General features: G+C 62.6%; 9 protein-coding genes and 2 pseudogenes. 6 read left to right on the top strand and 5 right to left on the bottom strand.

Annotation, left to right across the window (positions count from 1 at the left end; all coding sequences use genetic code 11):
* Position 1: 1 nt before the first annotated feature.
* Both ACF8MI_RS15730 and arsH read left to right on the top strand, forming a co-directional pair.
* Complete coding sequence (locus ACF8MI_RS15730; protein ID WP_392517597.1) at positions 2-472, top strand: arsenate reductase ArsC; 471 nt, start codon at positions 2-4, stop codon at positions 470-472.
* Positions 473-495: 23 nt separating this feature from the next.
* On the top strand, positions 496-1,209 hold the full coding sequence (arsH, locus tag ACF8MI_RS15725; protein ID WP_023048559.1) for an arsenical resistance protein ArsH: 714 nt from the start codon (positions 496-498) through the stop codon (positions 1,207-1,209).
* Positions 1,210-1,533: 324 nt separating this feature from the next.
* Here the strand turns inward: arsH and ACF8MI_RS15720 are convergent.
* Both ACF8MI_RS15720 and ACF8MI_RS15715 read right to left on the bottom strand, forming a co-directional pair.
* Positions 1,534-1,959, bottom strand: a pseudogene (locus ACF8MI_RS15720) (transposase); the annotation flags it as partial.
* Between the two features lie 291 nt (positions 1,960-2,250).
* Entirely contained in the window at positions 2,251-3,939 is a 1,689-nt protein-coding gene (locus ACF8MI_RS15715; RefSeq protein ID WP_156866754.1) for an NAD(P)H dependent flavin oxidoreductase family protein, read from the bottom strand.
* A 78-nt stretch (positions 3,940-4,017) separates the two neighbouring features.
* Between ACF8MI_RS15715 and ACF8MI_RS15710 the strand changes: the two genes are divergently transcribed.
* Positions 4,018-5,502, top strand: coding sequence for a PLP-dependent aminotransferase family protein (locus ACF8MI_RS15710; protein WP_060499201.1), 1,485 nt, complete (start codon positions 4,018-4,020; stop codon positions 5,500-5,502).
* 4 nt (positions 5,503-5,506) lie between these two features.
* Here the strand turns inward: ACF8MI_RS15710 and ACF8MI_RS15705 are convergent, their stop codons facing one another.
* On the bottom strand, positions 5,507-6,751 hold the full coding sequence (locus tag ACF8MI_RS15705) for a DUF1835 domain-containing protein (RefSeq protein ID WP_104834980.1): 1,245 nt from the start codon (positions 6,749-6,751) through the stop codon (positions 5,507-5,509).
* A 226-nt stretch (positions 6,752-6,977) separates the two neighbouring features.
* Between ACF8MI_RS15705 and ACF8MI_RS15700 the strand changes: the two genes are divergently transcribed.
* Together ACF8MI_RS15700 and ACF8MI_RS15695 are read left to right on the top strand one after the other, a co-directional pair.
* Entirely contained in the window at positions 6,978-7,868 is an 891-nt protein-coding gene (locus tag ACF8MI_RS15700) for an alpha/beta fold hydrolase (RefSeq protein ID WP_104834978.1), read from the top strand.
* 140 nt (positions 7,869-8,008) lie between these two features.
* Entirely contained in the window at positions 8,009-9,634 is a 1,626-nt protein-coding gene (locus ACF8MI_RS15695) for a methyl-accepting chemotaxis protein (protein WP_392517596.1), read from the top strand.
* 77 nt (positions 9,635-9,711) lie between these two features.
* Here ACF8MI_RS15695 and ACF8MI_RS15690 read toward each other — a convergent pair whose 3' ends face one another.
* Together ACF8MI_RS15690 and ACF8MI_RS15685 are read right to left on the bottom strand one after the other, a co-directional pair.
* Positions 9,712-10,938, bottom strand: a complete 1,227-nt coding sequence (locus ACF8MI_RS15690) for an MFS transporter (RefSeq protein ID WP_104835467.1) — start codon at positions 10,936-10,938, stop codon at positions 9,712-9,714.
* Between the two features lie 252 nt (positions 10,939-11,190).
* Complete coding sequence (locus ACF8MI_RS15685) at positions 11,191-12,066, bottom strand: universal stress protein (RefSeq protein ID WP_060499197.1); 876 nt, start codon at positions 12,064-12,066, stop codon at positions 11,191-11,193.
* A gap of 243 nt (positions 12,067-12,309) precedes the next feature.
* Here ACF8MI_RS15685 and ACF8MI_RS15680 point away from each other — a divergent pair.
* Positions 12,310-12,411, top strand: a pseudogene (locus tag ACF8MI_RS15680) (DUF2780 domain-containing protein); the annotation flags it as partial.
* Positions 12,412-12,420 lie beyond the last annotated feature (9 nt).

Below are 12,420 nucleotides of genomic sequence, written 5' to 3'. Positions count from 1 at the left end.
GATGAAAGTCTTGTTCATGTGCACCCACAACAGCTGCCGCAGCATCCTGTCCGAGGCGCTGTTCAATCACCTGGCCCCCGAGGGTATGGAAGCTGTGAGCTCGGGCAGCTTTCCAAGCGGTAAGGTCAATGAGCGGGCACTGAATACCCTGGAAGCCGCCGGTATCCCCACCGCTGGTCTTTCAAGCAAGGCCTCGGATGCCTTCGAGAGCTCTCCTCCCGACATCGTTGTCACCGTGTGCGACCGTGCTGCCGGCGAGGCCTGCCCGATCTTCTTTGGCCCATCGCTCAAAGCCCACTGGGGCCTGGCCGACCCTTCGGCGGTCACCGGGAGTGAGGCAGAAATCGAAGAAGCCTTCCAGACAACACTTGCGAAGATCGATGAGCGCGCGCGCGCCTTCATTGCGCTGCCTTTCTCGCAACTGAGCCAGGACGAACTGAAAGCCGAGCTTGCCCGCATCGGCGCGCTTTAGGCCCTGGACCAATGGAGACCGAAATGAACGACCACCTGCCAAATGTCCAACCAGAACTGATTGATCTGCCGTCGCTGGAGCGGCTGGCGCCGAAGGATCCTTCCACACACAAACCGCGCATCCTGCTGCTTTACGGATCGACCCGCGAACGCTCATTCAGCCGCTTGATGGTCCAGGAAGCTGCGCGCCTGCTGGAAGAGTTCGGCGCCGAAACCCGTATTTTCGACCCTTCCGGCCTGCCGCTGCCGGATGACGCTCCGGACTCCCACGAGAAGGTGCTGGAACTCCGCGAGCTGATGCAGTGGTCCGAGGGCCAGGTGTGGTGCTCACCCGAGCGTCACGGCTCAATGAGTGCTGTCTTCAAGGCGCAGATCGATTGGGTACCGCTGGCCATGGGCGCCGTTCGCCCGACCCAGGGCAAGACCCTCGCCGTGATGCAGGTTTGCGGTGGCTCGCAGTCTTTTAACGTGGTGAACCAACTGCGTGTGCTTGGCCGCTGGATGCGTATGTTTACCATCCCGAACCAGTCGTCGGTGCCGAAAGCCTTCCTGGAGTTCGATGAGGCCGGGCGCATGAAGCCGTCTTCTTTCTACGATCGGCTGGTCGACGTGATGGAGGAATTGACTAAGTTCACGCTGCTGCTGCGTGATCGCCAGGATTATTTGGTAGATCGCTACTCCGAGCGCAAAGAGTCGGCGGAAGAACTATCCAAGAGAGTCAATATCCGGTCTATTTGAGGTCATGAGCATGTCGTATTCTTACTCATTGAAATCGTTGCCCCATACTCCGGGTGAACTGATTTTTACGCCTTGTCCGGGCACGCCGTGGCGATGGTTACCCTGATGTCGGATACAGAGCTGAATCGCCGATGGTTCCGTAGACACGTCGAACGGCTGCTGTGGGTCCAGGCTGTGTGAAAACGCAAGTAAGTACGTCGAGGAGCGAAAGAAGCTGGGTCAGCCTGTAAATTCAGCAGATCTAAGTGCAGGTCTCACTCAGTCGGGCGCCAGGCGCTGCCTGTGCTATCTGGGCCGCGGCAGCGGCCCAGATAGCCGTATACGGACGCATAAAACGCTTGGGGAGAAAAGATTGAGGTTGCGGCAAAGCACTACGAATTGCCGGCAGACGCTGCGAATGGCTTTGCCGTTGTCTCGGCGAAAGTCGGCAATCGTTTTGAAGTCAGGCGCCAACCGGCCCGCTAACCACATCAGCTCGACATTGCGCGCTGCCTCGCGTTCAAGCCGGCGGCTGGACTGAATCCGATTGAGGTAGCCATAGATGTAGATTTTTAGCAGGACTGCTGGATGGTAGGCCGGACGACCCGTTGCAGCCGGATCGACACCCTCGAACCCGAGTGCTCCGAGGTCGAGTTCATCGACGAAAACGTCGACCACCCGAACTGGGTTTTCTTCGGTGATGTAATCATCCAGGCACTCCGGCAGCAGCGTGACTTGCGTCCGGGCTTCACCTTCAATGAACCGTTTCATGATCGTCCCCGCCACGATCTCGACGATCAGAAGGTTAGACAATCGCAGGTGTTTTCACACAGCCTGGGTCGAAAGCAGCCGTTCACGCGTGTCCGCTTTCGCCCTTGGCAGGCATAGCGTTCGCTGCTGATTTGGGCACTTCAGTAGGTCTAAACCCATCAGAGCCAACAACCCTTGAGATTCCGCCTTGCGTTGGCGCAGACTCGATCAGCCCGGTCATGGCTTGGGCCACAGGCATGCCGAAGGGGTTGCGCGCCTGATTGACGCGCACCTCGCGTCCTGACGGTCGTTTCAAGCTGTGGTCGCCACGACAGGCCTGGCCTCGCCAATCAGGATGTCTTCAAAAAACGCCCCGACGGGTTCGGTAGGGTGGCACAGCTGTATTTCCAGTACCCATACCACCTCGCTAGGGACGATCTCTACCTCGGCCAGTTTGTCCTGCCCATACAGCACATGGGGGAAATCGGCGATGCGGTGCCCGGCCAAGTTGCGCTCGAGCTGCCAGCCTTTGGCCTGGGCACTGCGTTCGGCGAAGTCATACAGTTCGCGCCCGGTCAGCCCAAGGCCCCAGGCCTGACGGGTTTCGTCGAACACCTCATGCAATGCCTTGACGCAGGCGTGGTGCAGTTCGTGCTGGCCGAACACGAAGGTGTCGCCATAGTCACCTTCGTAACCATCCCAGACCGGGCCGACGTCGACCACGACGATATCCGTGGTACGTAATACGCGTTGCAGATCAATACCTTGCCGTGGGGTACGCACGGTGTCATCGCCGAAGCGGATGTAGGTGGGGTGCCAGGTGTGCGACGCACCCATCGCCTGCAGGGTTTGCGCGGCCATTTCAAGCGCCTGTGCAGTGGTCATGCCGACCTGCAGTTGGCTGGCTATCGCGGCCACGGACCGTACCGACTGCTCGCGGGCTGCGAGCATGCCGTCCAGCGAATAGCGCGGGCCGACCTTTTCCAGCTTCGGGTGCAGTGTGCTGGCCGATGAGGCCTGCGCTGCCGGTGCGCCACTGGCGACAAAGGCTTCGGCGACAAAACGATGGGGGTGTACGCCTGCCGCAATGCAGTGTTCGCGGGCCTGGCTGATCATTGTGGCATTGCCGCAGGCGTAGACCTGGGTATCGTCCCAGCGATGCGGGTGGGCCAGCGCCGCCTGCTGCACTCGCGCCTGGTCCGAGTGTACCGGGTGCCAGCGAAAGCGTGGGTGCGCATGGCTGGCCTGTTCGAGAAACTCATGGTCGTAGAAGTCCGCTTGCGATGAACCGCCCCAATACAACGTGACCTCGGCATCGCGGGCCAAGGCAGTCAGCAGCAAGGGCTTGATGCCGGCATAACCTGTGCCGGTGGCGAGCAGCACCAACGGGCGTTGGTCCTCGTGTTGCCAGGTGCAGGCACCCAGTGGGCCTTCGAGCGTTACTGAAGCACCTGCTTGCAGGGTGGGCAACACGCCTTCGGTGAACAGGCCACCGCTGACCTTGCGAATGTGAAACACCAGTTGCCCCTGTTCCTGGGCTGGCAGGTTGGCAATGGAGAAACAGCGGCTGTCGCCATTGCCCAGCTGGAACCGCACATACTGGCCGGCCCGAACATCCAGTGGCTGGGCAGGCTGCAGCACGAGCTCGACGATATCCGTGCTCAGCGCGCGCCGGCCAACCACTTGGGCGCGGACTTCCAGTGCCGGGGTATCCAGTGACCAGCCGGGTATCTCCAGGCACATGTCGCTGCAGGCGTGGCTCTGACACAGCAGCATCTCGTCGGCAGCCAGGGGATAGGAGGGGGCCGGTGTGTCCGCATCTCGCTGCTTGTCGTGATACTGCCCCGACACCACCTTGACCTTGCACGAGCCACAGGCGCCACGGCGGCAGGAGAAGGGTACCGGCAAGCCGCTGGCGAGCATGGCATCGAGCAGCAACTCGTGGCTGGCTTCGAAGGTTTTGCCCGAGGGCGACAATTCAATGACGTGGCGGCTTTGCATGAACACCTCGGCTCAAATGGAGCTTTGATTGTTGCTATAGTCCAGGACCAGCAGAACCTCCAGATTTGGATAATTTACATGGTCCAGCTTCGTAAATGGCAGCCGCTGCTCAAACTCGACGGGGCGCAAGCTTCGTACCGGCAGATTGTCGAGGGCTTGGTGGCCGCGATCAGTGAGGGTCGCCTGCGCCCTGGCACGCCCTTGCCGGGCACGCGGGAGATGGCGCAATTGCTGAACGTCAACCGCAAGACGGTGATCCTGGCCTATGAGGAAGCCGAAACCAAAGGCTGGCTACAAAGCGTGCAGCGCCGGGGCACCTTTGTCAGCCAGCAGCTGGCGGCCAGTGCGCGGGCCGAACCGGATGCCACCCGGCGCTTTGCCCTGGCGCTGCCCGAGGAACCCGCTGTTGCCTACTTTGCGGCGAACGAGCAGGCCGCCGCGCAGCAGGGGCGGCCAGGTGCGTTGTTTTTCGACAACGGTGCCTGTGACCACCGCCTGCTGCCGCAGGCTGTACTGCACCGCTATTACCGCAATGCCTTGCGCAGCAGTTTCATCAGCAACAGCGTGCGCCACGGCAGTGAATGCAGCAGCCGCTACCTGCGCAGCGCCCTGGCTGACATGCTGCGGCACAATCGCAGCCTGAACGTTGGCGCCGAGCATATCTGCCTGACACAGGGGGTGCAGATGTCGTTGTCGCTGGTGGCCAGCGTGTTGCTCAAGCCGGGTGATGTTGTGCTGGTCGAGCGCCTGAGTTATCCCCCTGCGTGGGAGATCTTTCGTCAGCTGGGTGCCCGGCTGGTCACTGTGGAGCTGGACCATGAGGGCTGCCGGGTGGATCAGCTCGATGCCCTGTGCAGGCAGCACAAGGTAAGGATGATGTACATCACGCCCCATCACCAGTTCCCCACCACGGTCAGCCTGCCGGCCGGGCGCCGGCAGCAGTTGCTGGAGCTGGCGCGCCAGCACGACTTTTGCGTGGTCGAGGAAGACTACGACTACGAATACCACTTCTCCGGGCGGCCCTACCTGCCTTTGGCCAGCGACCGCCAGCAGCGGCATGTGATCTACATCGGCACGATGTCCAAGCCCTTGGGCAGTACGTTTCGCTGCAGTTACATCGTGGCGCCCGTGGAGGTGATTGCCGTGCTGGAGCGCCGAGCGACGCTGACCTTGGGGCAGGGCGATGCGGTGATGCAGCGCATGCTGGCGGATTTGATTAATGAGGGCGAGCTGAAGAAGCACTTGCGCCGGGTCAACCGCGAGTACCGACGCCGCCGGGAGACCCTGTTGGCGTGCTTGCACGAAGCGTTTGGCGAGCACATTTGCGTACAGGAGCCGGAAGGGGGCCTGGCGCTGTGGGTGCGCTTTGCCGACGCAATCAATGTGGATGAGTTGGTCGAGAAAGCGCTGGAGCTGGACCTGGTGGTGCGCAGTGGGCGGCAGTTCTCCCCGTTTGGCCATGCCGAGAACGCCCTACGCCTGGGGTTTGCTTCGCTGGATGTGGATGAGATCCGGCTGGCCACGCAACGGTTGGCGCAGGCCGCCCAGCGGCCCCCTTGCTGAACCGCTATCGACGCCGCCACACCTCGCCTTGCTCGCTGACCACCCAAGGCCTGTCCGCCGCATCGATCAGCACCCCGCCAACCCAATGCGGCGCGGGGTGGCAATCGAGCCAGTGGACCTTCCCGGCAAGCACCTGTTCGGCGAGCGGGGTCAGCTGCAACCGCCGCTGTGCCCAGGCCTCTCCAGGACCTTCCAGCAGTAATGGCTGCGGCCCATGGATCAGGGGCTGCAGCAGGACGTGGAACATCATGTCGCCCAAGTAAGGCAGGGGATCATCCTGCATCATCAACTGGCCAAACACGCGCCCGGCCGCCATCTCGCCGCGTGACGCCAGTGCACGCAGCAGCAGGCGTTCGGTAAGGCTCAAACCATCGATCGCTCCCGGCAGCTCTTGCAGCTGGCGCGCCAGTGCCCGACCCAGCAATGGCAAGGCCGTATGTTGGCGGCCGGCCAGGCGTGCCCAGGCCTGTGGATCAGGTGCGGTGTAGGCCGCCCATGCCTGGCGCGCCAGGGCCAGTGCATCCTCGCCCAGTGCGCGACGTTGTGGCCACAGCCAGGCCAGCAGGTCGGGGGCCAGTTGGCCGATGCCGATGAAGCGCTCGATACCGGGCACCTGGTCAATTTCGATCAGCTCCAGCCGACGGGGCAGGCCGGGCAGGCTGGCGAGCACGCGAATCAGGAACAGTTGGTCGTAGGCGTCGGCCTCGCACCACAACACGAGCTGGCTGTCGTGGCTCAGCCCGGCCAATGCATTGCGCTGTACCGCCTGGCGCTGCTCAAGGTCTTGTGGGGTCAGCTTGAACGCCTGCTGCACGTAGGCACCACGCACCTGCCAGTACTGTGCCTCGGGCAATGCCGGTACCGGCCCCATGACCATCGGGTCTTCGAACATCTGGAAGGCGCCGGTAAACCCGGCGGTGCGCAAGCTGTGGGCGATGTCGTTGCCACAGCGCCAATGCTGTACGGCAGCCTCGTCATCCGCAGAAAAACCGGGATGGCGCGCGGCGAACGCCACGGCATCGGCATGGGCCTTGAGCCTGGGCCAGCTGGCAAATCCGGCCTCGCGGGCGACCAGCCATTGGGTGTCGGCAAGCCGGTAGTCGGGGCCGGGCAGGCCAAGCGTGCGCAATTGCTCGCGGGTGTCGTCGGCTTCGTGGTTTTTCAGTGCAGTCAGCAAGCGCTTGGCGCGTTTGCGCAAGGCAGGCAGGTCGAGCAGGCCGTGGTGGCGAGATGCATTGATGGCGGGCATGCCAACTCCTTTGGGGCTCGGTCCGCCGACAAGCCGGGAGCTGGTACGAAAATGTAGGGGTGTATGGCTCGGGCAACCCCTTCGCGCGGACCGCAGGCGCAGCCGGCGCCCAGGCCCCGACTTTAACGGTGTAGCGCACCGGGTTGCAAACGATAGTTTACCCATGCCGCGTGGCACGCCTTATAGTGGCGGGCTTTTCCAGGTTCAAGTCAAAGGAATGGCCACTATGCGTGTACGAACCCTGCTTGCGGCAATCGGTGCCAGCGTTGCCCTGTCTTCGGCGTTAGCCGCACCAGGCCAGCCAGTGCCTACGGCTGATGAACGCATTTCTGTGCAGGTCGAGGGCGCCGGGCCAGACGTTATCCTGATACCTGGGCTGGCCTCATCGCGTGAGGTATGGGCAGGGCTCGCCAGTGTGCTGCGCCAGCAGCACCGCCTGCATCTGGTGCAGGTTGCAGGTTTTGCCGGCGCGCCTGCCGTGCCCGCTGCGCAGGGGCGTGTGGCAGCTCCCGTGGCCGAGGCAGTCGCAGGCTATATCCGCAGCCAGCACCTGGAGGCACCGGCCATCATTGGCCATTCGCTGGGCGGCGAGGTTGCGCTGATGCTCGGCGCGCGTCACCCTGAGCAGGTGGGGCGGCTGATGGTGGTCGACGCGCTGCCGTTCTACACGTTATTGATCGATCCGGCGGCAACCGCTGAAACCGCAGCATCACAGGCTGGCGCCTTGCGCGAGGCGATGTTGGCGGCACCGGCAGCGCAGGCCGAAACGATGCAGCGGGCAGCCATCGACCGGTTAGCCAAGACCGCAGCGGCCAGGCCGGCACTGGTTGATGCAGCGCTGCGCTCGGACCGCGAGACGGTAGCCGATGCCACCCATGAACTGATGACCACCGACTTGCGCCCGGAACTTGGCCGTATCCAGGCGCCGGTAGAGGTCGTGTATGCCTATGACCCGCTGTATGGCATACCTGCGGCCAGTGTCGATGCAACCTTCGCTAATGCCTATGCCGGCACGCGGGGCATCAGTTTCAAGCGGATCGACGGCAGCTTCCACTTCGTCATGCTGGATCAACCCCAGGCGTTCGCTGAGGCTGTGGTCGACTTCCTCGGGCGTTGAGGCTGGCCTCTTCGCAATCTGTTCGGTTACCGCCCATAACCGCCTCCAGGCACCTCAAGCCTGCGCCGGCACCTCCGATAGCAGCACACCCACCGTCGAATCATCGACCAGAAGTGGTGCCAACCAGGAGTACTGCCCGCATGCTTGCCAACCTGAAGATACGTACCGGAATGTTCTGGGTATTGTCGCTGTTCAGCCTGACCTTGCTGTTTTCTACCGTGAGCGCCTGGTGGGCAGCTGTGGGCAGTGACCAGCAGATCACCGAACTGGACCAGACCGCACACCAGTCGGACCGGTTGAACAATGCGTTGCTCATGGCGATTCGTTCCAGTGCCAATGTGTCCTCGGGTTTCATCGAGCAGTTGGGTGGCCATGACGAGAGCGCAGGCAAGCGCATGGCGCTGTCGGTCGAGCTGAACGACAAGAGCCAGAAGCTGGTCGACGAATTTGTCGAAAGCGCGCGCGAGACCGCCCTTCGCACACTGGCTATCGAGCTGCAGGCTACCTTTGCCGAGTACGCCAAGGCAGTGGCGGGGCAGCGGGAAGCGACCCGCCAGCGTTCGCTGGAGCAGTACTTCAAGGTCAACAGCGACGCCGGCAATGCCATGGGCCGGTTGCAAGCGTTACGTCAGCAACTGGTGGGCGCACTGAGTGAACGTGGCCAGCAGATCATGCTTGAGTCCGATCGGCGCTTGGCTCGTGCGCAATGGTTGAGTCTGGGCCTACTGGGTGTGACCTTGCTGTTGGCGGTGCTGTGCTGGGCCTTCATTGCCCAGCGGGTACTGCACCCGTTGCGTGAAGCCGGTCGGCATTTCCAGCGCATTGCCGGTGGCGACCTGAGCGTGCCGGTGCAAGGGCAGGGCAATAACGAGATCGGCCAGCTGTTCCATGAACTGCAACGCATGCAGCAGAGCCAGCGCGATACCCTTGGGCAAATCGACCACTGCGCCCGGCAGCTGGACGCTGCTGCCACGGCATTGAACGCGGTCACCGAGGAAAGCGCCAACAACCTGCGCCAGCAGGGGCAAGAGCTGGAGCAGGCCGCTACCGCCGTGACCGAAATGACCACGGCTGTGGAGGAGGTTGCACGTAATGCCATCACCACTTCGCAGACCACCAGTGAGTCCAACCAGCTGGCCGCACAAAGCCGTCGTCAGGTCAGCGACAACATCGACGGCACCGAGGCCATGACCCGCGAGATCCAGACCAGCAGTGCGCACCTTGAGCAGTTGGTCGGGCAGGTACGGGATATCGGCAAGGTGCTGGAGGTGATCCGCTCGGTGTCCGAGCAAACCAACCTGCTGGCGCTCAATGCGGCCATCGAGGCTGCCCGCGCAGGTGAGGCCGGCCGTGGCTTCGCTGTGGTGGCGGATGAAGTGCGCACGTTGGCCTACCGCACACAACAGTCGACCCAGGAAATCGAGCAGATGATCGGCCGCGTGCAGGCGGGCACCGAGGCCGCAGTGGCTTCGATGCAGGCCAGCACCAACCGTGCCCAGTCGACGCTGGACGTGACCCTGGCCTCAGGGCAGGTGCTGGAGGGCATCTACAGTGCGATCGGCGAAATCAACGAGCGCAACCTGGTCATTGCCAGTGCGGCCGAAGAGCAGGCCCAGGTGGCGCGGGAGGTGGACCGTAACTTGCTGAACATCCGTGAGCTGTCGAACCACTCGGCGGCGGGCGCACAGCAAACCAGCGAAGCGAGCAAGGCGTTGTCGGGGTTGGTCGGGCAGATGACAGCGCTGGCGGGTAGGTTCAGGTTATGACGGTCAGTGCAGGGAGCGCCTGTATGCAGACGCAGGCTTACCCGCGAGGGGCTGAACAGCAGCCCCGGCACTACAACTCAGCCTGGCTGCGCCGCCAGGCTGTTGCTGACGTTGCGGCCCAGCACCAACACCGTGACAAAGCCGCAGCCTACCAGCGCCGTAGCCAGGCTCAGCAGCACCGCTGTGCCCATGTGGTCGACCACCTGGCCGCCGAAGAACGAGCCCACGGCAATGATCACCTGGAACATGGCCACGAACAGCGGCATGCCACGCTCGACATCCTTGGGGGCTACGACAAACATCCAGATGTTGGCGCAGGCCGGGAACGCACCGAAGGCGAAGCCCCACAATGCAATCAGCATCGCGGCGCCGGTCATGCCGGTGGCGAAGTGCGGGAACAGGGCTGTGCTGACGGCGATCATCAACGCGACCAGCATCAGGGTATGCCGCACGCTGCGGTTGGCTGCAAAGCCGGCGAAGATGTTACCCATGAAGCCGGCCACACCATACAGCAGCAACAAGGAGCCGATCGTAGGCCCGTCGAAGCCGGCATTCTGTTTGAAGAACGGTGCAACGTAGGTGTATGCGGCAAAGTGCGCCAGGCCAATCAGCAACACGGCGATCAGGCCGACCCGCGCTTGCGGGTTGATGAACAGCGCCGGCAGGTCACTGATGCGAATGGCCTTTTCCGGCATCAGCCGCGGCAGCAGGAACATTTGCGCCAGCAGCACGGGCACGCCCACCAGCGCAGTCACCAGGAAGGTCATGCGCCAGCCCATCAGGCCACTCAGCCAGGTGCCCACGGGTACACCCACGACGGTTGCCAGGGTTACGCCAGCCATGATGATGGAGTTGGCCTTGGCCACGCCCATGCCGTCAGGTGCCAGTCGGCCGCTGAGGGCGATGGCGGTCGCCCAGAAACCACCAATGCTGACGCCCAGCAGCACACGGCCGACCAACAACAGGTTGAAGTCGCCGGCATAGGCCACGGTCGCGTTGGCGATGATCATGATCAGCGTCAGGCCGATCAGCAGGTAGCGCCGGTCCAGCGCACCCACGCCGACGGAAATCAAGGGTGCGGCCAATGCGGCCATGATGCCGGGCAGGGTCACCATCAGGCCGGCAAGGCCGGCACTGATGCCCAGGTCGCTGGCCACATCGTTGAGCACCCCCACCGGGAGGAACTCACTGGTGACCAGGGCGAAGGCACCCACGGCGACCGAGAGGATTGCCAGCCATTGCTGCAGGACACTCTGTTGACTATGTTCGGGAAGGCCGCGAGGGGCCTGGCGGTTGCTTGGCATGGGGTTCGGTTCCATGAGGGATATCGCCTGTAGCAGGCGCAGGAGCGGGGGGATTTGCTGGGGATTATAGGGACGGCCTTTTCAGGCCGACAGGCAGGCGGCTTGATAGTAAACATCAGCGCAATCGATGAAACGCCCTGAGCAGAGCGCTTGCAATGGCAATGCCACTGTACATATTAGTTTCTGGACTTGGGAATGCTGCCCGTAGGCAGTGCAGCCTTCGGAAGGAGGCTGCCCGCTTGGTCCGGGGTGTTATGGCGACACTAGCACATCACACTGCGATTCGTTCAGTACATGCTTGGTGACGCTACCCACCAACAGCTCCTCCAGCGCGCTGGTACCCTGCTTGCCGACCACGATCAGGTCGCATTCCAGCTCCTGTTCCTGTTCGGCAATGCGCCAGCCGGGGTCGCCATGCACCACGATCTGCCGTGCATCGGGCATGCCGGCTGCCTTGCTCAGGGCGGCGAGCTGTGTCACTGCATCCTTGCGGATCACATTGCGGTAGTGGGTGAGGGTGTCGTGGTCGATATGGGCGAAGCGCACGCTGCTTTCGAACGGTGCTTCGTACACATGTAACAGGATGATCTCGGCCTGTGGGGCAATACGCCTGGCCAACGCGATGGCGCGCAGCGATACGGGGGAAAAGTCGACGGGAACCAGCACCGTGCGGTAGGCATCACGAGGGGCAGGCTTGACCACCAGCAAAGGGCAGGGCATGCGGCTGAGCATTTTCTGCACGGTCGAGCCCAGCAGCAGGCGCCGAGCCACGCTTTGGCCCCTGGCGCCGCACACCAGCAGGCTGCTGTGTTTGTCCTGTACCACCCGGGTGATTTCCGTGGTTACCGAGCCGCTGGCAACCTGCACACCTGCAGAGATGTCGTAGCGCTGGAACAACATGGCGGCCAGCGCGTGGATTTTTTCCCCGGCGCTATCCAGTACGCGCTTCAACAGGTCGTCGTCAGGCACTACCAACTGCTTCAGGCGCTCGAAGGGTGCAGGGTTGGCAACGTAGAGCAGGTCAAGCGAGGCCTGTTGCGCCTTGCTCAGGTAGGCGGCGCGCTCCGCAGCGTTGCGGGCATAGGGGGACAGGTCGGTGGCAACCAGTATGTGTTTCAGCGGGTTCATGTGGGGCTCCTTGTCCAAGGCCGCGCACAGTGATATTGGGTAAATCCCTATTGCTGTGCGGCTGGCGGTGCTTGAGTCATTCCTTGCTTGAAGCCATCCTCGCGCGAACCCGGCGTGAGGGCTTGATGTGTGTCAATGGAATGGAGAAGCTGCAGCTGCAGCTGCAGCGAATCATGCTGGCAACAGCACGCGCAGCACCCCTGTGACGACAATGGCAAACACCACCACCGGCAAGAAGGAAAACCATTGTTTCTACTTTACGTTGGGCAGCAGGGGGCTGCCGGGCCGTTGTTGCAGAATCTGGGTAGCTTGTGGACGGCGCCGTTGGTACAGCTTTCGGTCTGAAGGTCTTTT

The sequence above is a fragment of the Pseudomonas sp. yb_9 genome, from assembly GCF_043103635.1.
GTDB lineage: Bacteria > Pseudomonadota > Gammaproteobacteria > Pseudomonadales > Pseudomonadaceae > Aquipseudomonas > Aquipseudomonas monteilii.
This window is presented reverse-complemented; position numbering and strand designations above follow the sequence as displayed.